Source organism: Alcanivorax borkumensis SK2 (assembly GCF_000009365.1).
GTDB classification, from domain to species: domain Bacteria; phylum Pseudomonadota; class Gammaproteobacteria; order Pseudomonadales; family Alcanivoracaceae; genus Alcanivorax; species Alcanivorax borkumensis.
The window spans coordinates 204,433-226,586 of the sequence record NC_008260.1 but is presented as its reverse complement, the minus strand read 5'-3'; the positions used below and the strand labels follow the sequence as shown (position 1 = coordinate 226,586).

The 22,154-nt window shown below is 53.1% G+C and carries 17 protein-coding genes; 8 read left to right on the top strand and 9 right to left on the bottom strand.

The annotated features are described in order from the left end of the window. Nucleotides 1–76 precede the first annotated feature (76 nt). The 3 genes from ABO_RS01045 to rph form a co-directional block, all read right to left on the bottom strand. Nucleotides 77–709 (bottom strand): hypothetical protein, encoded by a 633-nt coding sequence (locus ABO_RS01045; RefSeq protein ID WP_011587505.1) that lies wholly within the window; start codon nt 707–709, stop codon nt 77–79. A gap of 2 nt (nt 710–711) precedes the next feature. After that, the gene (pyrE, locus tag ABO_RS01040) at nt 712–1,374 is read right to left on the bottom strand and encodes an orotate phosphoribosyltransferase (protein ID WP_035459033.1); all 663 of its coding nucleotides are present in this window, start codon (nt 1,372–1,374) and stop codon (nt 712–714) included. An 84-nt stretch (nt 1,375–1,458) separates the two neighbouring features. Continuing rightward, nucleotides 1,459–2,175 (bottom strand): ribonuclease PH, encoded by a 717-nt coding sequence (gene rph, locus ABO_RS01035; RefSeq protein WP_011587503.1) that lies wholly within the window; start codon nt 2,173–2,175, stop codon nt 1,459–1,461. A 181-nt stretch (nt 2,176–2,356) separates the two neighbouring features. Here rph and ABO_RS01030 point away from each other — a divergent pair, with 181 nt between their 5' ends. Beyond that, nucleotides 2,357–3,208: a YicC/YloC family endoribonuclease gene (locus ABO_RS01030; protein WP_231860900.1), complete on the top strand. Its 852-nt coding sequence runs from the start codon at nt 2,357–2,359 to the stop codon at nt 3,206–3,208. Between the two features lie 197 nt (nt 3,209–3,405). On the opposite strand, the gene ABO_RS01025 is transcribed toward ABO_RS01030, so the two are convergent. The 5 genes from ABO_RS01025 to ABO_RS01005 form a co-directional block, all read right to left on the bottom strand. Further along, entirely contained in the window at nt 3,406–4,083 is a 678-nt protein-coding gene (locus tag ABO_RS01025) for a transglutaminase-like domain-containing protein (RefSeq protein WP_144412614.1), read from the bottom strand. A gap of 847 nt (nt 4,084–4,930) precedes the next feature. Next, nucleotides 4,931–6,163 carry an NAD(P)/FAD-dependent oxidoreductase gene (locus ABO_RS01020; protein WP_011587500.1) on the bottom strand — a complete coding sequence of 411 codons (1,233 nt, stop codon included), beginning with the start codon at nt 6,161–6,163 and terminating at the stop codon, nt 4,931–4,933. A gap of 143 nt (nt 6,164–6,306) precedes the next feature. After that, a complete protein-coding gene (locus ABO_RS01015; protein ID WP_041704644.1) occupies nt 6,307–7,965 on the bottom strand; it encodes a GMC family oxidoreductase in 1,659 nt (552 codons plus the stop codon). Next, nucleotides 7,965–9,377 carry a cytochrome P450 gene (locus ABO_RS01010; RefSeq protein WP_011587498.1) on the bottom strand — a complete coding sequence of 471 codons (1,413 nt, stop codon included), beginning with the start codon at nt 9,375–9,377 and terminating at the stop codon, nt 7,965–7,967. Before ABO_RS01010 ends, ABO_RS01015 begins: the two co-directional genes overlap by 1 nt. A gap of 14 nt (nt 9,378–9,391) precedes the next feature. Continuing rightward, nucleotides 9,392–9,712 carry a 2Fe-2S iron-sulfur cluster-binding protein gene (locus tag ABO_RS01005; RefSeq protein WP_011587497.1) on the bottom strand — a complete coding sequence of 107 codons (321 nt, stop codon included), beginning with the start codon at nt 9,710–9,712 and terminating at the stop codon, nt 9,392–9,394. 82 nt (nt 9,713–9,794) lie between these two features. Here ABO_RS01005 and ABO_RS01000 point away from each other — a divergent pair, with 82 nt between their 5' ends. Beyond that, nucleotides 9,795–10,883, top strand: coding sequence for an AraC family transcriptional regulator (locus ABO_RS01000; RefSeq protein ID WP_231868093.1), 1,089 nt, complete (start codon nt 9,795–9,797; stop codon nt 10,881–10,883). A gap of 176 nt (nt 10,884–11,059) precedes the next feature. On the opposite strand, the gene ABO_RS00995 is transcribed toward ABO_RS01000, so the two are convergent. Then, entirely contained in the window at nt 11,060–11,665 is a 606-nt protein-coding gene (locus ABO_RS00995; protein WP_011587495.1) for a TetR/AcrR family transcriptional regulator, read from the bottom strand. A 181-nt stretch (nt 11,666–11,846) separates the two neighbouring features. Here ABO_RS00995 and ABO_RS00990 point away from each other — a divergent pair, with 181 nt between their 5' ends. The 6 genes from ABO_RS00990 (at nt 11,847) to ABO_RS00965 (ending at nt 21,091) form a co-directional block, all read left to right on the top strand. After that, the gene (locus ABO_RS00990) at nt 11,847–12,779 is read left to right on the top strand and encodes a metal-dependent hydrolase (protein WP_011587494.1); all 933 of its coding nucleotides are present in this window, start codon (nt 11,847–11,849) and stop codon (nt 12,777–12,779) included. Between the two features lie 8 nt (nt 12,780–12,787). Beyond that, nucleotides 12,788–13,615, top strand: coding sequence for an SDR family NAD(P)-dependent oxidoreductase (locus ABO_RS00985; RefSeq protein ID WP_041704629.1), 828 nt, complete (start codon nt 12,788–12,790; stop codon nt 13,613–13,615). A gap of 38 nt (nt 13,616–13,653) precedes the next feature. Next, nucleotides 13,654–14,613, top strand: coding sequence for an alpha/beta hydrolase (locus tag ABO_RS00980; protein ID WP_011587492.1), 960 nt, complete (start codon nt 13,654–13,656; stop codon nt 14,611–14,613). Further along, the gene (locus ABO_RS00975; protein WP_011587491.1) at nt 14,610–16,208 is read left to right on the top strand and encodes a flavin-containing monooxygenase; all 1,599 of its coding nucleotides are present in this window, start codon (nt 14,610–14,612) and stop codon (nt 16,206–16,208) included. The genes ABO_RS00980 and ABO_RS00975 overlap by 4 nt, the downstream gene beginning before the upstream one ends. Before the next feature lie 395 nt (nt 16,209–16,603). Continuing rightward, entirely contained in the window at nt 16,604–17,968 is a 1,365-nt protein-coding gene (locus tag ABO_RS00970) for an OmpP1/FadL family transporter (RefSeq protein WP_011587490.1), read from the top strand. A 33-nt stretch (nt 17,969–18,001) separates the two neighbouring features. Then, nucleotides 18,002–21,091, top strand: a complete 3,090-nt coding sequence (locus ABO_RS00965; protein ID WP_011587489.1) for an Ig-like domain-containing protein — start codon at nt 18,002–18,004, stop codon at nt 21,089–21,091. The last annotated feature ends 1,063 nt before the right edge of the window (nt 21,092–22,154 follow it).

Genomic DNA, 22,154 nt, shown 5'->3' with positions numbered 1-22,154 from the left:
CCGTGGTGGCTATTTTCTTCAAGCTTTCTCCGCTTCATTCCGCACTAAACCAGAATCAGGGCGACCATTATCCGCCCTAATTCTGGCCTTTCTCAATAACCTCAAGACGCTCAATAATTGGCGCGTATTGTTGATTGGCTTGATCTATTTCTTGATCGAACTCACTTAGTTTTTTTTCCGCGGTGATGATCTGCCGTTGCAACCGATCAATCGCTTCTTTAACCACCTCCGGCACCTCTCTACCCGCCCGCTCATTGCGTGCCGCCGTGGCAATCTCATCATCCAGCTTCGCCTGTAACTGAGCCAGATTATTCTCTTCGTAACTAATACTGAGCTCCAGCGCTTCGACCCTACGGTCCCGCGCCCGCTCCGCATCTTCCGGGCCGGCATATAATCGCAACATATCGCGATCTTCCCGTGCCTGGCGAGCCTGCTTCATCCGCTGGGCCTTGGCTTGGGCGTCATTGAGCTCCACACCCTCCACGTCCTCCAGCACCCGGCCATATTGATCCAACAACTGATAACCGTTGCGGATAGCATCCATCGTCAGGGTTCGGTTCAAGTGCACCACACCATCCGTGGTTTCATGTCGAAAGTAGGCGCCATCCGGCATCCGCTCATTCGCGCGCTGCCCGGAACGCGCCCAAACCGACGAAGGCAGTAATGGCGAAACCAAAATGAACGCCATCAACAGGACGACGATTCTCATTATTATTGCACTCCATAGCGCTCCCGGTATTCACGCATAGGCTCCACCACGGCTTCGCTATCCGGTTGCTGTTCCAGCCAGGCGACAATATCACTCATGGTAACGATAGACCCCACTGGCACTCCCAATGCTTGCTCAACTTCCTGAATCGCAGACAGGCCCTTGCCCGCCTCAGAGGGCTCTTTACCGCACTCCTGCCGATCCAGTGCGACCATCACCCCCGCCATGCTCGCGTCGGTCTTCTCGAACATCGTCGCCACTTCACGAATCGCAGTCCCGGCCGTGATCACATCATCTATCACCAGTACTCGGCCCTGCAATGGCGCACCCACCAGCCAGCCGCCTTCGCCATGGTCCTTGGCTTCCTTGCGGTTAAACGCCCAAGGGTAATCCCGCCCATGGTGTTCGGCCAGCGCCACGGATACCGCCGCTACTAGAGGAATACCTTTATAGGCCGGCCCGAATAACATATCGAATTCCAGCCCGGATGCCATGATCGCATCCGCATAATAACGTCCCAACCGGGCAAGCGCTTCACCGCTATTGAAGGTTCCCGCATTAAAGAAATACGGGCTATTACGGCCGGATTTCAACGTAAACTCACCGAATTTCAAAGCCTTACGCTCTTCCGCGAAGCGCAAAAAGTGCTTTTTATAGTTCTTCATAATCAAGCCTGTGTGCTACGTAACTTGCTCTCAACGGTGAAGCACCGTGCCGCGCACGGTGCAAAACGCACCTTTGTTTTGCTTTTACCAGCCGAGTGCGACCTGCTGCGCTTTAATGATCTCACCGATACCATTTTCAGCCAGCTCCAACAAATTGTCAGATTGCTCACGGGTAAATGGCGCGCCTTCTGCTGAACCCTGGATCTCGATAAAACCGCCTTGCTGAGTCATCACCACGTTCATGTCAGTGCCTGCATTGGAGTCTTCCGCGTAATCTAGATCTAGCACAGGGGTATCCTTGTACATACCCACAGACACCGCACCCACTAACCCGGTCAGCGGGTCGTTTTTGATCTTCTTGGTTTCCAGCAGGTAGGTAAAGGCATCAACCAGCGCCACACAGGCCCCGGAAATGGATGCCGTGCGCGTGCCACCATCGGCCTGCAGTACGTCGCAATCCAGGTAAATCGTGCGCTCACCCAGCGCCTTCATGTCCACCGCAGCACGCAAGGAACGGCCGATCAGTCGTTGGATTTCCAGGGTACGCCCTCCCTGTTTCCCGCGGGTCGCCTCGCGGCCAGAGCGGGTGTGGGTAGAACGCGGCAACATACTGTACTCGGCGGTGAGCCAGCCTTGGCCCTTGCCCTTGAGGAAACGTGGCACACCATCTTCCACGGACGCTGTGCACAGCACCTTAGTGTTCCCAAACGCCACCAATACGCTGCCCTCGGCATGAACGGTGTAGTTGCGGGTAAAGCTCAGCTCACGCAATTGATCGGGGGCTCGGCCGGATGGGCGCATGGAATCTCCTGAAATAGTAAAAACGAAAGGGCCGCCATTGTAGCAAACACCGACGCCAATGCCTTCCTTGCACCCAAACCCGTCTCCATTAGACTAGGGAACCATTACTGTAGGAGCGTGCAGGCAAACACCGCAGAGCTCCACCCCACTGACAACAACGAGGTTCACCATGATTTGCAGCATGACTGCTTTTGCTCGCGCCGACCGCCCGCTTGAGGGCTACGGCCTTGTCTGGGAAATCAAAGCCGTGAACCATCGTTACCTTGAAGTCAGCCCCCGCCTGCCCGACGCCCTTCGCTCACTGGAAAACGCAGTACGTGAACGCTGCCGTAAAAGGCTCGCCCGGGGCAAAGTAGAAATTACTCTACGCTACCAACAAGATGAGAGCGATGCCGCCCTAGAACTCAATGAGCCACTAGTGAAGCAACTGTCGGACATTTCTCGCCGAGTCGGAGACTTGGTCCAACATTCCGGCCAGGTCAACCCCATGGAAATTCTCCGTCACCCCGGCGTTCTCAGCACCCGGCAGCTGGATGTGGCGCTACTGCAACGCGAATCCCTAACCTTACTTGATGAAGCCCTGCAATCCCTGATCGACACCCGCAGCCGAGAAGGCGAACAGCTAGGCAAACTGATTGAAGAACGGCTCGACGGCATCATTGTCCAAGTAGAAATCGTCAAAGCCGCCATCCCGCGCATCAAGGAAGCCCAACGTGAACGCCTACGCAGCCGCATCCAGGACGTCATTGACTCCCCGGACCCGGATCGCCTGGAACAGGAGCTGGTTCTTCTAGCGCAAAAGATGGACGTTGATGAAGAACTCGATCGCCTGCTAACCCACGTTACCGAAGTGCGCCGCATCCTCAAAAAAGGCGGCCATATCGGCCGTCGGCTCGACTTCCTCATGCAGGAACTCAACCGCGAAGCTAACACCCTGGGCAGCAAATCCGTAGACAGCGAAACCACAGCGGCAGCGGTGGAGCTAAAGGTGCTGATTGAACAGATGAGGGAGCAGATCCAGAATATCGAGTAACCCCCCCATCCTTAAAACCCTGTACTTATTGAAATTTTATTAAATTAGAGTCCAGAGACATCCGCTCAAACCCACCATAATCCAACCCATAATGGTGGGTGAAACATAATTCTCACCCACCATCCTCTACTCTCAACACCTGTTGATCGGCAGCAATGACTGCATACCCATCAGCGTGTAAATACCTCGCCCCATCGTTAACCCGCCGACGCTTCATCCTCGAAACGCCCTTCAACCGCAACAGCAGCAGACGAACCGAACAACCCCTTAAAGGCCGGATAATACTTCTTAAAATCCGCAAGAATTTGCTGAAATGGAAGATCATCAAAAACGCCATGCTCTTTCAAATATTCCATATGACGATTGCCGGCCTGATCAAATGCATGCAATACAGAGTCATGAATGCCATCAAACTCAAGCGGTTTTACACCGGTCTTATCGCAAAGTGATTGATTAAACGCCGGAGTCGCTTTTACCCAGCGGGTATCGATATACAACTCCGTATAGCCATGCCAAGCAAACACATCTGTTTGCATCATCTCTTTCAGCTTTTCAGAGCTCAGATGATTTTTCACATCGGCAAAGCCCAAACGGCAAGGAATCCCAACCGCCCGACCGGCAGCGGCAAGCAGCACAGCCTTTGCCACACAGTAACCATAGCCATTGGCCAGCGTCGTGCTTGCCTTTAATCCCTCTTGCGAGAAACAAATCCGATACGGATCGTAGCGAATATCATCACGCACCGCGTAGTATAGCTTTACCGCTTTTTTTATCGGGTCCGTCTCGTCACCCACCACAGTTTCAGCAAAACTGATCACCGATGGGCTGTCAGAATCTATATATTCAGAAGGCTGAAGAGCCGCTTCAAAATCCATCGCTGCTACCTGCATGATCTAAAATGTTCGCTTCCATTCTACACATCGACTCGATGCCATTACCAAACATTATCGGCCTCTCTAGCTGCGGCATTCACAGCACTAACCAGAATAATGGCCTCTACAATAAAGAAAGGTTCACCGCACGCGCTCTCCCCTAAAAATTTATCGAGGTTTTGATTCGATACTTTTACGATGAAGACGCCTCTATTTTCCGGCAGTCAGATTCTAACGAATCTCGAGCAGCATGAGGCGGGAATACCAGTCTCCGGGGTATCCCCGAGCACAGCGTTGAATTATCACTGGTGAGCTAAGTTCGAAGGCAAGGGGTCCGTCACTGATAAATCGAATCAGGAAGTTGAAACAGACAATTACCCGCTAAAAAACGTATGCCGAAACGGCACTGTGGAAGCCCGCGCCAGCATTAAGTCACCCAATACCTATAGCGTTTGGCGTTCACAGGTCAAAACGCCCGTGTGGCCTTTGTTTGTTCCTGGTGGTAATCGGCCAAATTCGACAGGGAGGGGGTAATCACGTGCGGGAGGGGGAGACAACCAGCCATATGGCGGTAGACGGTATGGCGACGAGAAAAAAGGCCGCTGCTTGCGGCTTCCGGGATAACGACTTTTATCTTTATGAAGAAAAAGTCGTTATCCCAGAATTCTACGGTGAATCTATTTCCAGCTCATTCATCCAGCCAGTTTTTTAGCCGCGAAGATTACCGAAAGGTTCTAGCACCGAATAAGAAAGGAACATTGGAATACTTCACCCTCTATCTCCTTTGTTCCCAACCTTGCCTTGTAGCGGTAGCCCGTGCCACCGCCACAAACAGCAATCACTACCAGTTTCAGATCAAAGACTTTAATTCAACATCCAGATCACTCAACACGTCAGCGCTAATACTCTTACGGTGCTGAACCAACTGCTTTCCAACCATAAACGCAATGGGCATATTCACCGCATCAACGGCAATCACACAGCCCTCACGGAGATAGAACACCGCAAACGCTTTGTCTTCCGTGCTGCCACGCATGACTCGTTCATCATGGTCCTGCGAGAGCCCCACCATTTGCAAACGAACATCATATTGATTCGACCAAAACCATGGAGCGCTATCGTAGGGCTTATCCTCTCCCATCAAGGTCGCTGCCGCAGTACGTGCTTGATCGACAGCGTTAGCAACGGACTCGAGCCTCTGCATTTTCTCGAAGAAAAGGTTTCGGTGACGAGTGCAATCACCTATCGCCAGGATGCTTGGGTCAGAAGTGCGGACATATTCGTCCACCAGGATACCGTCTTCACAGGATAGGCCGGCAGCCTCAGCCAAAGCCGTTTCGGGTATAACGCCAATCGAGACAAGCACAACATCTGCGTCAACCGTTTCGCCATTTGCTAACGTTACGCCAGCCACTCGCCCCTGATCTCCAGCTTTGAAGCCGGTGACAGCAGTATTAAGACGCACGTCCACGCCAGAACCACTGTGCTTAGCATACAGGAACGAAGACATCTCAACGCCCGTAACTCGCTGCATTAGACGCTCAGCGCCTTCCAGCACCGTAACATTAACGCCTTTCTTGCTCGCACTGGCTGCAACCTCAAGGCCAATGTAGCCGCCACCGACAATAACCAAACGGGCACCTGGTGACAGTTGATCGCGCAATGTATCCGTATCAGCAATGTCATGCAGATAATGGATGCCTTTTAATTCAGATCCAGGCGCATTAAGACGCCTAACGTGTGAACCTGTGGCAAGAATCAGTCGGCCATATTTCAGTGTGCTCTGATCTGACAATGTAAGGGTTTTGTTGTCTCGATCAATGTTCTCAACGCGCACACCAAGTCGCAACTGATGCCCCGCACCTTCATACACCGAGCGCGGTTTCAAATAGAGAGATTCCTCGTTAACCTCTCCTGACAGATACGTTTTGGATAAAGGCGGGCGCTGGTAGGGCGGATAAGGCTCTTCGCCCACCAGAACCACCTCGTGTGGATATTTCTTTTGTATCAAGGCTGTCATCAACGCACCTGCTGCGTGCCCGCCTCCAACGATGACAGTGGCATCTTGTTTTTCGTTTTCCATGCTTCTCTCTTTATCTGTGCCTTGGGCCAAATTATGTAAATAAGCACCGTTTCTAATGAGATGAGTAGGTGAGTTCACGGGTTTAGCTGTCGCGATTATGACACGAGGTGGTGCAACGCGCCGCGCTGCACGGCACACGCCACTCAACCGTCAGTATGCTTGGCATCCTCAAGGATCATGGCTGCACCCTTCTCAGCAATCATCGTTGCCGGTTGATTGGTGTTGCCACCAACCAAGGTTGGCATGATGGACGCATCAACCACTCGCAAGCCTTGCAGTCCATGGACTCGCAAACGCGGGTCTACCACCGCCATTGCATCTACCCCCATCTTGCACGTGCCCACCGGGTGGTATGCCGACTCACCGCTAGTCCTCACCCATTCAGCCAGATCATCATCACTCTTCAACGCCGACCCAGGCGAAATTTCAACCTCATGGTGCGACTCGAGCGCTCGCTGGGCTAGGATCTTGCGCACCAAATGAACGCCACGAACCAGCTGCTCAACGTCGGCCGTCTCGGCCATATAGTTAGGGTCGATCAGCGGCGCCTGGAGCGGGTCTGCGCTGTGCAAACCGACACGCCCACGCGACAATGGCCGAAGCCCGTAAATCATGACGATATAGCCATAACCACTCATCGCCGTCTTAAAGTCCCGGCCATGATCAGCATACAACATAGGCCCGAAGTGCAATTGCAGGTCGGGTATGGATTCCTCAGGCCGAGAGCGGATAAAACCTCCGGCCTCAGCACCGTTGCTTGTCAATACACCGCGCCGCCCAGTCAAATACTGCAGTAACGCCCGCATTCCCTTGAGCCAATAGCTGGGATGCATGGAGATACTCTGGCGACTGCGTGCTTTGACACGCATGAATACGTCAATATGATCCTGAAGATTCTGCCCAACACCCTCCAGCGCATGACGTAACTCAATGCCGTGTTTGGACAATTCCTCACGTGGGCCGATTCCGGATAGCATCAGAAGCTGTGGAGAATTGAACGCGCCGCCGCAAAGCACAACTTCGCGCCCTGCTCGGACCTGAACCAGCCCCGTGGCAGACCGGTACTCGACACCGGTAGCGCGGGAACCCTCAAGCAGCACACGTGTAACATGAGCACCACTACGAACCGTAAGGTTGGAACGCCCTGCCGCAGGCTCGAGATAGGCACGCGCATTACTGCAGCGCGCTCCGTCCTTCTGGTAAGCGTAGTAGAAACCTACGCCTTCCTGCTCTCTGCCGTTAAAATCTTTATTGTGCGGGTGCCCTGCCTGTACCGCAGCCTCAACAAACGCCGAACTTAGCGGGTTCGTATAACGTCGCTCGGCCACATTGAGAGGCCCACCTTCGCCATGGAACTCTGCTTCAGCCGGTGCCAACGGCGGTTCGTAATGCTCGGTTTTTCGGAAGTACGGCAACACATCGGCGTACGACCACCCCTCACATCCCTCTCTCGCCCAATCATCATAGTCACGAGCATGGCCACGTATATAAACCTGCGCGTTCATGCCACTGGAGCCACCAAGCATCTTCCCGCGCGGTTGAAACAGTGAGCGGCCATACATGTGACGCTGCGGTTCGGTATTGAACTGCCAGTTAAAGCGGCGGCTAAACATCAGCTGCAGGAACCCCAGCGGCATGTTAACGAAGGGGTTCCGCCGGCTCTCTGGCCCCGCCTCAAGTAGCAGCACCGAGTAACTGCCGCTCTCGGAAAGGCGGGCAGCCACTGCACACCCAGCCGAGCCCGCACCGACCACCACATAATCGAATTGTTGTTCGATCACCTTTCCGTTCTGGCGAGTCATTATTTTTTAGCCGTCAACTTAACCATCATCTTGGAATAGCCCCGCACAAAGTTCGATTGCACGCGCTCCGGCTCACCGATCACTTCGATGTTTTCAAAGCGAGGGAGAAGCTCTTCCCACAGAATACGCAGCTGCAGTTCGGCAAGGCGGTTGCCCATACAACGGTGAACCCCATAACCAAACGACACATGGTTACGCGTATCTTTGCGGTCGATGATGAATTGCTCAGGATTCTCAAATTTTCTCTCATCCTGGTTGCCCGACGCATACCACATCAGCACGCGATCACCCTTCTTGATGGTCTGTCCGTTCAGCTCCACATCCTGCTTGGCAACCCGGCGCATATACGCAAGCGGCGTTTGCCAGCGAATGATTTCAGAGACCATATTGGGGATAAGCTTTGGGTTCGCCTTTAGCTTCTCGAATTGCTCTGGGAACTGATTTAAAGCCAGCACCCCCCCGCTCATTGAGTTACGCGTGGTGTCATTACCGCCAACAATCAACAACGCGAGATTACCAATGAATTCCAAAGGACGATTGATCAGATCTTTTGTGTCTTCATTGGACTGAAGCATGCTGATCAAATCGAAACCCGGCTCTTCACCTGCTTTTTGACGGGCTTCTTTATCACGCCAAAGCTTGGAGAAAGCCCACGCCATATCTGCCGCGTCATCAAAAAACACATCTTCATTCGTAAACTCGCCGCCGGTTGCCGAGGACGCGCCGGACAATCGATCCGACCAGCCAACCAGTTTTTCGCGTTCGTCATACGGGAAATCTAACAGTGAGGCTAGCATGCGCCCGGTCAGCTCTTTCGACACCACCGGCACCCAGTTGAACGGAGTGTCCAACGGCAGGCTATCCAGTACGTCCCCGGTGCGCTTGCGGATCAGTCCTTCCATTTCTTTCAGGTTCTTGGGCGCAACAACACCCTGGACTGCCCGACGCTGTACGTCGTGCTTGGGAGGATCCATAGCGATGAACATTTCAACCGACAGGCCTTCCGGAGGATCACCCAAGATAATTTGGGGTTCGGCGGAAAACAAATCATGGCTCTTGTCCACGAAGACGATATCTTCGTAGCGTGTTACCGACCAGAACGGCCCGAAAGCACTGTTCTTCTGATAGTGCACCGGCGCTTCATCACGCAACCGCTTAAAGTACGCATTCGCCTTACCTTGTCGGTATAAAAAAGGGTTACTCGTATCGATATCTTCTATCGCCAAATCATTGACGTCAGGCAAATCGGTTTCAACAAAGTGCACCTGAGGGCGGGAAGTGCCAATGGTCTTCCGCTTCACCTTCATCAAGTTTTTTAGTGCCTTGATCTGTAGATGCATTGGCACGACTTTGGATGTGGCGTTAATTATTTTTGCCTGGATGTCATTACTTGTACTTGAACTCGTTGACATGTCGCTCTCCGCACTTACATTTGAAATTCTGGCAATTGAACAGTCATTCCGTCCATTGCCTCAGTGGCCTTAACCTGACACCCCAACCGAGAGGTTTTTGCACGCTCAGGTGTCATGGACAACATTTGTTCTTCAGCATCATTAATCGGCCCGGTTTTATCGAACCATTCTTCTGGAACAATCAGGTGACAGGTACCACAGGCACACTCCCCGCCGCAATCCCCATCAATACCGGGAACGGCGTTGTCTAAGGCAACTTGCATCAAAGTAATACCTGCCTCAAATTCTGTTACATGTTCAGTTTTATCATTCTCAATAAAGGTGATTTTTCCCACAGCTGCATTCTCCTACCAAAAGTCTGTATGAAACCTAGCTTGTCGCTGTATAGCCATGCCGGCGAGGACATTTCTTGACAGCATGGGGACATTTCAAGACAATCAAGGTCATTCCCAAGGAGTGATTATGCCAAAAACATCACAGCAAGAGGGCCCCCAAACCCCCGAAGCTGACATTCCGTCGAATTATTCACGACTGATTGCACGTGAACTTGGTCTCGCTGCCCGGCAATTACCAAAGTTACTGCGCGGCACAGGCCTCGACGTTGAGCAGCTTTTGAAAGAAGACAGCTTACTCACTGCGACCCAGCAGATTCGCATCCTGCGCAATGCTCTGGCCTTGTCTGGCAAGCCTGAGTTCGGATTACGACTAGGCTCGCGCCTAACACCCGCAACCCATGGTGTAATGGGCTTGGTAGCCTATAGCAGCCCGAACCTACTGGCCGCACTACAGGCATTCCATACCTTCCTGCCCACGCGCGCAAGCTTCATCCAGTTACATTTGCAACAGGTTGATGATCTCCTCGTATGCTTGGCTAACTTCCAAGTGGTGGTAGATGAAGATGTTGAGCGATGTTTGGCGGAGGCCGTTATCAAAGCGTTCTTCGAAATGGGCGAATTCATCGTGGGGCACCCCTTATACGAAGCCGAGGTCTATTTTCGCCATCCAGCCCCCACATACCAAGCTGTATACCCAGATTATTTGCCTGGGTCGATTCATTTTGGCTCCAATCAGCTAAAACTCACTTTCCCGATGGAGTTATGCCGGATACCAAACGCTTCAGCGAACAATGAAAACTATAGCCTCGCCTTTCAGCAATGCGAATCTATGCTTGCTCGACTGCAAAACCATGAACCAGACTATCAAACCCTACTCAAAAAAATGATGCTGTCTCATCCAGCCGGCACACTATGCGAAGAAGAGGCGGCCGGCGCTTTATTCATTAGCAAGCGCACCCTCTCGCGTAAACTCAAAGAAGAAAATAGTAGTTTTCGAAAGGTTCGAGCTGAAATTCTTTCCCGTCAAGCTTCCGCTTACTTGCGCGATACCCAATTATCCGTAGAGGCTATCGCTTCACTGCTAAACTATCACGACACTGCAAGCTTTAGGCGAGCCTTTAAGCGCTGGTTTGGCATGCCGCCCGATCAGTACAGGCAGCGCACTGATTAGCAGGCTGAGAGGGGTCTGTGGACGACCAGGGGAGCGCCCCTCGCAGGCTACTGAAAACGAGCCCCTGCTCTACGGGGAAGGCGATCCCAAGATTCGTATGTTGATCGGATCGTACGCCGCGATATTCAGACACACCTTTGACCAACCGACCTCAATCCACAAACCAAAGCGCCCACCTACCGCTTAATTACCCCATCTTTTATTACCGCCCAGACAAAGTCACCGATATCCTTCACGGTATACCGGCCGTCTTCGTTAAACCACGTTGCCACCCAGTTTAACGCTCCGAGCCCAATAAGGCGCAGAAGATCACGATCCACATCAGCACGAATAAGCCCTTGAGATGACAAGGATTTCAACATAGCAGACCATAGAAGTTCGTATCTGTCCCGGAGATCAATCATTTCTTGGCGTGACGCACCATGTAAGGAGCGCCACTCAAAAAGCAACACATAGACCTTATCCGACCCACCAACCAGCAACTCAAGGTGGGCATTGATCCCCAGCCGCACCTGCTCAAGGGGATCACACTCCCCCTTAATTGCCTCAGACAAGGACCCCGACGCCTGCTCAAGTGCCAGCCGCATTAGGTCTACCAGGATGCTCTCTTTAGAGGGATAACGATAATGCAGGCTACCAGGCAACATGCCACAAGCTTCGGCGATCTCCTTTACGGTAGTTTTATCAAAGCCCTTTTGCCGAAACAGACGAGCTGCAGCACCAAGCACAAACTCTCGATCCGTCTCGGCCACCGACATCGCCTGATTTTTTTTTCTTCCCACAAGCCACTCCCATGCTGTAAGTCTTTGATTCTAACATTCCTTTTGGAGGCGGCCCAGCCTTGCTCTCAGATCGCTCCACCTAGGCTATACATAAACAAGAACACTGTTTAGCCCATAATATTGAATTTGGTTGGTCATACAAATAAAGTCTAGATAATGAACTCTATATCGGAGCAATCCAATGGCCCTAGCAAATCGCAAGATCGGTTACGACGAGGTTGTAACCCGTGACATTCACTTTCCCATGAATATCGAAAACGTGGCCCGCCACTGGTTCGGTAATGACCCTTGGTCCACCCACTGGATGAACGCCATCCTTGCCGCCGTCCCAGACGGCGAGCGCTGGGTTATGAACTCAGCCAGGCGACAACTTAGCAAGCTTGACGACCCGGAGGTGCTCAATGCCGCCAAGGAATTCATTCGCCAAGAGCGCATTCATGCTCGCGAGCACGACGAAATGAATGCCATCGGGGTGCAGCATGGGGTTCCCATCGACAAAGTCGAAGGCGTCTTCAAACTGATTCGAAAGCAACTCCAGCACCGTCTCAGTGACGACATGCAGAGCTCCATCGCTGCGGCGTTCGAGCATTTCACTGCGATTATCTCCTCGGTACTCCTTGAGCATCCGGAACTTTTTGACGAGACCCACCCAGAACTGCGCGCCATGCTCTATTGGCACTTTGTTGAAGAAACCGAGCACAAGAGTGTCAGCTACGACGTGTTCGTCGATGCCAGTGGCGGCGGCTTTCGCAGCTACCGGTTGCGCGCCAGTGGCATGCTACTAGCCATCGCCCTGGGTTTTCCCCTCATGATTGGCAACCAGACCTATCTACTCTACAAAGATCGCCAGATTCTGAATCTGCGCTCAGCAGCAAAAATGACCAAGGTGTTGTTCTGGCGGCCCGGCATTCTCTCCAAGGTCCTCGGTGGTGTAACACCCTACTTCTCACCCACCTTCCATCCTTGGGACGATGACAACCGTGATGTGATTCGTATCTGGAAGCGCGCCTACGAAAAAACCGGCGATGCCCAGAAGGCGTACCAGGCACTGCGAGATCACCGCGCCAAGCACGCACCGGAAACACTTTCTGCACCACAGGCTGAGCCCGCATGAGGAGAAGCATGAAAAAGAAACCGTTACCCCCGTCCACCCAAGCGGCCGCCGTCATCACCGGTGCCGGCAGTGGCATCGGTCGTAGCTTCGCCTACGAAGTGGCCCGCCGCGGTGGCTCGGTGCTGTGTGTCGATATCGATGCAGAACGTGCCGAACAGGTGGCCAGCAACCTGCGGGCACTCGGCAATCACGCCATCGCGCAACAATGCGACGTGGGCGATCAAGCGCAGATGGAGTCCCTGGCGGAGAATGCCGAGTCCCTGCTCGGCCGGCCGGTGACACTGTTGATCAACAACGCGGGGGTCGGTCTCGGCGGTCCGATCGGTGAAGTGTCGCTTGAAGACTGGCACTGGTGCATGAACGTCAATCTCTGGGGCGCCATTCACGGCTGCCATTTTTTTGCCCCGGCCCTGCGCGACCTCGGTTACGGAGGCATCATCAATGTGGCCTCCGCGGCCGCCTTCGGATCTGCTCCGGAAATGACCGCCTACAATGTCACCAAAGCCGGCGTGCTAGCCTTATCGGAAACGCTTTCTTCCGAGCTGGCTGGAACCGGTGTGCAGGTCACCGCCCTGTGCCCAACGGTGGTTCCGACCAATATCGTCGAGAATGGGCGCCTGCCTGAACGTCGACGTGACTTTGCCAGTTCAGCGATGACCCGCTTTGCCCTGACCAACGCTGACCAAGTTGCTCGCCAGACCCTCAATGCCCTAGACCGTGGAGATCTGTACATGCTGCCACAAATCGACGGCCGCATTGCTTGGCGACTGAAACGCTTGACGCCAAGACTATACGCCCGCGCCATTGGCGAAGCTTACCGAATACTGGCTGATTAACCGCATTCATGGGAAAGAAAAATTCAAGGAACTAACATATGGCTTCTATTCCCGCACACCTCATGAAGTTGCTTCTTCGTGCCGGGGTCAAGCGCGATATACGCGACCCGGACAAACTGGTAAAGCACTTACGCAGAGCAATGAACGCTCCTTTGGCGCCCTCACCGCTTCCACGCGGAATACGGTTACAGCGAGGCAAGGTTGCCGGGACGGCAGGCCACTGGCTCAGCCCCACCGACCCACAAACAACCATACTCTACCTGCATGGTGGCGCGTTTATTGGTGGCCGCCTTGCAACCTATCACAACTTTTGTGGCCATCTGGCCCGCACGCTTAACGCGCGGGTTTTTCTTCCAGATTACAGACTCGCGCCAGAGCATCCGTTCCCGGCAGCGACGGATGATGCCTTTAATGTTTATCGTGAACTAATGGCTGATCCCCGCCCTATAGTCATTGCTGGAGACTCCGCAGGGGGCAACCTGACTCTGGTCACGCTACTACGCGCCCGAGATCACAAGCTGAGAATGCCGGCCTGTGCCGTAGCCATCTCCCCAGCATCAGATGCCCGAGGCAATTTGATGTCCCGACAGGCGAATAGCGACAGTGATGCCATGCTATCTCACTGCATGATTGAGGTCGCAACGGATGTCTACTTGGCAGGCGCTGATCCCGCCCACCCATATGCCTCACCAATCACCCAAGACTTTACCGGCTTGCCACCTCTACTTTTCACTGTAAGCAGCGAAGAGTGCCTGCGCGACGATGCCTATGCAGCCGCTCACTGCGCCCGACAAGCCGGCGTGCCTGTGCAGCTTCTGGAACGTAAAGATATGCCACACGTCTGGCCCGTATTCACTTTCCTGCTGCCGGAGGCAAAACAAGACCTCCCCACAATCGTCCGTTTTCTTCGCAAATATCTTGCCACCACAGACGCCCACGAGGAGGCATTTCACACTGCAAACGAGAGCGACACGACAATCCCGGAGATATCGTCATGAACATGGCTGCTTTTGCAACCCAGAATCCTCGCTATAACATTAGCCCCGATCATGAAGTAATCATCATTGGCGCTGGCATCTCCGGCATTGGTGCCGCAATCCAGCTACGTGCCGATGGCATCAAGGACATTCTGATCCTTGAGCGCAGTGAGGATGTGGGTGGCACATGGCGCGATAACCGTTATCCGGGGATCGCTGTCGACATTAGCTCTTTCACTTACTCATTTTCGTTCGAACAGAACGCAAATTGGTCGCGAGTATTCGCTCCGGGAAACGAGCTTTACCAGTACACTCGGCAGGTAACAAGCAAGTATGGCATCTACCCCCTTATTCGTTTTGGCGTCGAAGTCACTCGCGCCAGCTTCGATCTTGCTAACCATCTCTGGGTGCTTGAGCTTGGGGATGGGCGACAACTTCGAGCGCGGCATATTGTTTCGGCTTGCGGCGGGCTGATCTCGCCCAAAATGCCGGATATTGAGGGACTGGAGAAGTTCCAAGGCGAAGTCATTCACACTGCCCGCTGGCCGGACGATCTGGATCTCAGTGACAAGCGGGTTGCCGTGATAGGCACCGGAGCCACCGCAGTGCAACTGCTTCCGGAAATTGCCGTCAAGGCCCGCCAACTCGATGTCTACCAGCGCACCCCTATCTGGGTTCTAAAAAAACCGGATCACACCCTGCCCGGCTGGCTCAAGAGCCTGTTCCGAACCGTACCGGGTCTGCAACGCACCCTGCGCGGAGCCACCGATACCGCCAGTGAAACCCTGATGGTGCTTTCAACAATTTATTACCGCCAAGCCCCTTGGCTGGTGCGCATGTGCGAAAAAGCGGGCATCGCCAACATGCGTAAACAACTGCCCAACCGCAAGGACCTTTGGGAGAAACTGACACCGAAATACGGGTTCGGCTGTAAAAGGCCCACGTTCTCCAACGAATATTTCCGCACCTTCGCCCGGGACAACGTTGAGCTAGTCACTACGCCGATTAAACACATCACCTCCAGCGGCATTACCACCGATGATGGTCGCTCACGACGCATCGATACCTTGATCCTGGCCACCGGCTACAAAACTTTTGAGAAAGGAAACATCCCCTCTTTCGACGTAATCGGCAGCAACAGCATTAATTTGGGCGATTTTTGGCATGACCATCGCTACCAAGCCTACGAAGGCCTGACCATCCCAGGCTACCCGAACTTCTACATTATGCTCGGGCCCTATGCTCTTATCGGGACTTCTTATTTCAAGATGGTCGAGGGTAATGCTATCCACCTCTCACGCTGCATCCGCGAAGCCAACCGGCGTGGCGCCACCCAAGTGGAAATTCGCCAGTCAGTACATGACGATTATTTCCGCAATATTCAGAAGCGCCAGCAGAACACAGTGTTCCTCAACCACAATTGTGCGCAGTCAAACAGTTACTACTTCGACCACCACGGTGACGCGCCGATGCTGCGCCCATCTACCTCTTTAGAAATGCTGTGGCGGGCCAAACATTTGCCAATGAACCATTACCAGTTCAGTCGACTGGGCGATCACCCAAATCCCACCACCCCCAGCACAGTGGAAAGCAAACGGGTTAGTCGCATACCCTGACCCCCTGCAAAAGGCGCCCTGACGGAAAACAACCTTCTAACCTAGCGTGCCACTGGGCACGGCAAAATAACTAGGCTATTCTTCGGGGCTATGCTGATGCAAACTGCATTACTATTATAATTTGCTAACTCTTCTAACCACATCACAGACGTGAGGTACTGGATACGTTATCCCCGGTCGAGAAACCACGATTTAATCGACTGCTATCACTGTAACTGTTAGGCACTTCCACATACACTCTAGTCATCTGTCAATAATCATATGTGGGAGGGCAAAGACAGGCGCTGCGTAGACATAGACACAAGACAAGAAATCTGACAAATTTGAAATTTGCTTGGTTGTATGGCCAAACAAAGTAAATAACCAAAAAAAAAGACACCCCCCTTAAGGAGCCCATGATGCCTTCAACAAAAACAAAACGGTTGCCTCTCATTGCTGTTATTTGCGGCACCGCACTACTCTCTCCTAGCTTAACCATTGCTGGTGCTGGCGACGGAGCCTCCAACTACGGGCTTGGCCCCATGAATGTAGGCTCTGCCCTCGCATTCAGCCCTTTTACGTCCAACAGCTGGTCGGTTTACTATAACCCTGCAGCAATGGCCCGCTCAGAGGAAGGCGAACTGAGTATCGTTGCACAATATGGCGACCAAGAACTACGAGGCAAATCACTGGGGGGCTCCGCGCCTTTAGATCGCGAGAACGATGTACTCTCCGACAGCAGCTCCGAGTTGCTATTAATCGGCTTCAAAAGCCGCATAGCCGGCATCAGCAGCACCAAAAGACCGATCTATTTCGGGCTTAACGTTGGTACCGATGAATACACATCCAACCTCTTGCCATACCAAGCCAATACCTCACAAGAAGGGCAGTTCCTACGCTACGAGTCGCAACCACTTTATCTTGCGTTTGGTGGCGCTGTCAGCAATATCATAAGAGGCGTTGACGTCGGGGCCTCCGCCCGCCTAACCCTGGAAGCTAAAGCAAAGCTGGAAACAGTCTCGGACCTGGGCGGCAACACTGACTCGGAAAATCTCTCCCTTGAAGCGTCCCCCTCACTATCCCCAGCATTAGGTATCAATATCCGTTCTGGCGAAATGTTTTGCGGTTCCAGTGAATGCATGCCTTTTGGCATGGACAAACTCGAAGTTGCGCTATTTTGGCGTGATGAAAGCAGCTACGAGGTGTCCGTCGATGCAAACGTAGTCGTGCCTGGGGTTATACCTGAACCAGGGCTGAGTCTGGCATTGAGCACCATCGACACCTATCAACCCGAGGTTCTCGGCGCGGCGCTCCTGCTTCCGGTAGGCAAATTCGAACTGACCGCCGGCATTGAGCAACATAAATGGTCTGCTCTTGAACGCGAGTTCGCCAGTGATACCATCCGTGACCAGGCCAACCTGGCATTTGACGACATCACTATTCCCCGTATTGGTGTCAGTTATCAGTGGTCGGAATCAATGAAGCTATTTGCTGGTGCGGCCCTGGAGGACTCCCCCTTAAAGTCCAACCGATCCCAAGATGTTAATTACCTAGACACCGATAAAAAAATCTTCGGCTTAGGTGCAAGCTACCGCCTAGCAAACGCGCCGGTATTGCATATGCCGCTAGAACTTGCCTTCGCATACCAGTATCAAATGCTGGATGAAGCAGACTTTGAGTTAACGTCTATCAACTCCCCCTCTAACCCCAACTCGTACGAGACCCTACGAGCCGATGGCGAAATCCAAGTATTTTCTTCCTCTCTATCGCTGAAGTTTTAACAGCTGCCGTGCGATAATACCTGGAGAATAATAATGAATGAAAAAAAAACTAATATTTATCAATTATTTACCGCCCTTCTCGTCGCGACCATAGCTAGCATCCTATATGGCTGCGGAGGCGATGATGAGGGCGATGTGACAACTACAACTACGTGGCAAGCTCCTGATAGCCTGATTTTCTCTTATCCTTACCCTGATCAAATAGAAGTACCATCTTCCGCCCTGGTGGTTTTGCGTTTTTCCACTGAGCTTGATCAAGAGGTGATTGACGACATTGATACCCGGCTGCTGCTGGTAAGTGATCCCGACGACAGCACAGTCGCGGTTGAATATCAGGTGACGGATAACGGCAGGGGTCTGGTTCTGCACCCCCTGTCCCCCCTGCTTCCAGCGGAAACTTACCACCTAGCCGTCAGCGGAGCCGGCCTCGGAGCCATTGATGGTGATTCCGTGGCCCGCGTGCAATTTCAGACCGCCGGCAGCCAAGCTGGCGCAGCGGAAGCCATGGGCGCCGGCCCCTTCACTTTACTCTCGGCCCCCCCCTTGGACCAACCACAATTGCTCGCATCAAACGACGATGCCAGTCGCCCCAACGACATGAGCACTTTCAGGATGGCATTCAACCAGACACTTGACCCTACCAGCACAAGTTATGGCGAAAACGGAACCGTCCAGCTGCGTGACAACCTGGGCCAGTTAGTGCCTGCCTCCCTGTTCTTGCAGGGCCGATACCTGAGCCTCGACCCCTCCCAGGATCTGGAACCGGTGGAACACACATTGACCATTACTGGACTGCGCGCCCAAACAACCGGTGCTGAGTTGCCAGAATACAATCGTACATTTGTTCCAGTCTCGACACTTCCTCGCGCAACATCCATTCTTAAGGTAGGCAGCCTTGGTGCTGAGCAGCCTGATTTGACCTCGTTGTTAACCGGAAACCCAATCAACCAGGTCCCCGTCCAGTCCTTTGTGCTGGGCAACGAGTCCTTTACGGCATTGAGTGGTGATCTTGCTGCCGATCTAGGCTTTGCACCAGATTTTCCTGGTGCTGTGCCATTGCGAGTGCCCGCCGGTTCTGTGCTGCGGGGCTCACCTGTCGATGTCAATATTTTGGGCGAAATACCCTCCGGCCTTGAGACAGGTGAAGTTACCATCACACTGCTCAGTGACGCCAACGGTTACCTGATTCCCAATCCGTTCAGTGATTCACCGTCAGTCCCTCGTTATGCCCTGCTTAATATGGACGCGGCAATGAGCGCAGAAGGAATGGCGCCGAACGGAGCCCTCAGCCAGAACCTGCTCAATGTACAGGTAGCCGGGCTAGCCGTTGTTGAAGATGGGGTGCTGGTACTGGATGCAGTCAGCGTAGTCGAACCCGAAGTGTTAGGCTTGGAAAAGGCATCGGGCTTACTTTCATTCCGCATGGAGGCCTACGAAAACCAGCGCCAAGCGCCTTCACCCACTCCCGATGCACGCCCTCTGCAACTTCACTCTTGGGTACCAGGCATCTTCCAGCCCAATGCTCGCCCCGGCGATCCAATTATCTTGAACTTCAACAAACCACTGGACCCTGCATCGGTATTTCTTGACGGCGCCATTCAGGTTAGGGTCGATGGCGTAGTTCAAACATTCGAGATGAGGCATGATGGCGCCACGGTGGTGATAAGCGAAGACATTCTTGAGCATGGCAAAGATATCCAGGTAACCCTGACCAGCCTGCTTCGAGATACTCAAGGCAATTCGCTTAACCAAGATCGAACACTCGATATTCGCCTGCCGGAATTCATTCTTCCCAATGGCAACGTAAATGAGTTACGTTCACCTCTTGTCTCCGCTGTTTTCCCGGGCTACCCCTGTGCGATGACCGGTGCCGTGCTAACCGGACCACGCGAAAACTGGCGAAACGGTCGATGTGTGGGCGGCAAAAGTAGCGACCCGCTTTACCCAGTACCAAACCTTTTCAAGGACTTTAGCCTCCGAGCTATTTTCAGCCGCAGCATCGACATAGCCACTGTCAACGAGAACACCTTTGTTGTTGAGCGTTTTAACACTGGCAATAATGCGTGGGAGCTCGTCAACGGCCGTCTTAAGGTATTTGCACAACGGACCGAGTTTTATCCTGAAAGCCCTTGGCAAGTTGGTGACCTTTACCGCTATACCCTTCACTCTGAGGCCGGGTCTCCAAATTGTGGGGGCAACGCCATTTGTTCAAATGATGGAGCCCCGATACAAACACGCCAACTGTCTCAGTCCAGCTCTACCGCTCCTGGCCTGAGAGAAGGCGGCCCTAACTTGACCAATCACTTTGTGGTAACAGGGGAAGAGGATCGGATTACCCGCGTATCATTACGCTCACTTCCGGTAGCAGATGTAAACGCGAACCTCAGTCTCGAAGACAGCGAGCAAGGCGCGGAGCCGGATGGAAACGGTGGAGCGACTGCGGAATTCAATTACTTGCAACTTCAACTCAAAGACTTCTCTGGCGTTGTAACCGATGCCAACATTGGCTGTGATATAGGCGAAGATTGCCCAGAAAAGAAGTTTGCTTTCGTGGGCGCAGGTGCATTGCAAGCCGGGGTAAGCAGCTATGAACCAGATGTCACCGTAAACCGCCGCCTCATCGACAGTGACCCGGGCACGTCAAATGAAGTCACCGGCGCCGTGATTGCGAAAGTCTTTCCCACTATTCTCCCCACCACCAGCGTGTTTCTGCAGGCTAGGGCATTGGGAATAATCTCCATACCACTAGACACAGGCCCTTTGATGCTCCGCCTGGCATACGAAAACAACAACCCAATCACGGGGTATATCACCCAAACCCCTGATGGCCCCTGGTTCAGCACCACGTTTGATCTCATGGTAGATGCACCAGAACTAGAACCACGGCTAATTATTGAACTCGGACATGATATCCGCAGCAAACTAATCACTGGGGTCGTCCTGGAAGGGCCGTTACGTTTTGTTGACGATGGCCGCCTGATTCTAAAGGTCCGCAATCCTGACCCCCTCATCATACCGGCCAACATTGATCTTTTGGGCATAGGTTTGGCTGGTGTGGAACTGGAGGTACCGCCCCTAGGCGTAGACCTGACATTCACCTTCTTGCCAGTTAAAAATCTCTAAAGCATTCCCCGTAATGCTATGCACTCTTATGCCCCCTTCATTGGGGGCTTTTTTTATGGTCTAGGGCAGGATGCCGAAAAAGCGGCGTAGATTTCACGAAGAAGTAGCCGTTATCCCGAAAACCGTAAGCCATTCTCTTGATGACCTTAATCCAAACCTTCATTCCCTCTAGCATGCTAGGCCCGGCTCAAGAATTCAGCGCGAAGTGGCACTAGCGGCGATACCCTCTGCGTACAGTGTCCATTTTTTGGCGAAGTGAATCATTGCCTTGATCCCCCCGCACGCGATCTATCATATCTCCTGCCGAATTTGGCCATCGCATCGAACAACCCATAGGCCACCCGGGCGTTGGGAAGCAAGCCTCGACCTCAGATCCATGGTCAAGCTCATGTCCATTGCCACCGCTTGAATCTGACGGGAGTGTGGCCACACCCGCTCAAAGAACCGTCGAATCACGGCTCTGAAGCGACCTTCGTTTACCCAGAGCACCTACCACTCTTGGCATTCACTGCCATGTTGGTATAACGATCTCCTTGAACAGGGCAGATTTATCCATCATCACATAGCGGGCCTAGCCAAGATCCGGGGCACCAGATCGCGCCCCGTCGGGTCTTGTCGATGGCCTTGTGGTTTGCAATCCTGGCAGAGAGGCAATCAACTTGAGCGGCAACATCGGCACAGCCCTTCTGCATGCTAGCGTAATTGCTCTGTGAGCCAACGCTAGACAGACAACCCGCCCAAAGCTGCTAGCCGCACACCTCAAGCCAGATTCAGCACTCAAATGAATGCCGATCTCGAATACGACGCAACCGAGATCATGAATCAAGGGACACGCTTGGTAGCAACCGCTACATAGGTGTGTAACGGGGGAATCGGGTACTCAGAGGCAGAAAGGCGGGAGTCATGACAGGGAAAGAAACCCTTCTGGCCATTCTACGCAAACGTAGCCTCGGGCATGAGCGCAATGTTTTTGTTGTGTTGCTTGGCCGCACAAAACAGTGTAACTCGGTGCATTGTTCGCCCCTACCTATCTCGATCTAATCCGTGGTGAACCTTTTCTCAC

Coding starts and splice junctions, on each gene's coding strand:
- ABO_RS00985 (WP_041704629.1), top strand. CDS start 12,788: ATGAAAAAGAAACCGTTACCCCCGTCCACCCAAGCGGCCGCCGTCATC.
- pyrE (WP_035459033.1), bottom strand. CDS start 1,374: ATGAAGAACTATAAAAAGCACTTTTTGCGCTTCGCGGAAGAGCGTAAG.
- ABO_RS01030 (WP_231860900.1), top strand. CDS start 2,357: ATGACTGCTTTTGCTCGCGCCGACCGCCCGCTTGAGGGCTACGGCCTT.
- ABO_RS01015 (WP_041704644.1), bottom strand. CDS start 7,965: ATGACTCGCCAGAACGGAAAGGTGATCGAACAACAATTCGATTATGTG.
- ABO_RS00970 (WP_011587490.1), top strand. CDS start 16,604: ATGATGCCTTCAACAAAAACAAAACGGTTGCCTCTCATTGCTGTTATT.
- ABO_RS01025 (WP_144412614.1), bottom strand. CDS start 4,083: ATGGATTTTGAAGCGGCTCTTCAGCCTTCTGAATATATAGATTCTGAC.
- ABO_RS01000 (WP_231868093.1), top strand. CDS start 9,795: ATGGGGACATTTCAAGACAATCAAGGTCATTCCCAAGGAGTGATTATG.
- ABO_RS01010 (WP_011587498.1), bottom strand. CDS start 9,377: ATGTCAACGAGTTCAAGTACAAGTAATGACATCCAGGCAAAAATAATT.
- ABO_RS01020 (WP_011587500.1), bottom strand. CDS start 6,163: ATGGAAAACGAAAAACAAGATGCCACTGTCATCGTTGGAGGCGGGCAC.
- rph (WP_011587503.1), bottom strand. CDS start 2,175: ATGCGCCCATCCGGCCGAGCCCCCGATCAATTGCGTGAGCTGAGCTTT.
- ABO_RS00975 (WP_011587491.1), top strand. CDS start 14,610: ATGAACATGGCTGCTTTTGCAACCCAGAATCCTCGCTATAACATTAGC.
- ABO_RS00965 (WP_011587489.1), top strand. CDS start 18,002: ATGAATGAAAAAAAAACTAATATTTATCAATTATTTACCGCCCTTCTC.
- ABO_RS00990 (WP_011587494.1), top strand. CDS start 11,847: ATGGCCCTAGCAAATCGCAAGATCGGTTACGACGAGGTTGTAACCCGT.
- ABO_RS00980 (WP_011587492.1), top strand. CDS start 13,654: ATGGCTTCTATTCCCGCACACCTCATGAAGTTGCTTCTTCGTGCCGGG.
- ABO_RS01045 (WP_011587505.1), bottom strand. CDS start 709: ATGAGAATCGTCGTCCTGTTGATGGCGTTCATTTTGGTTTCGCCATTA.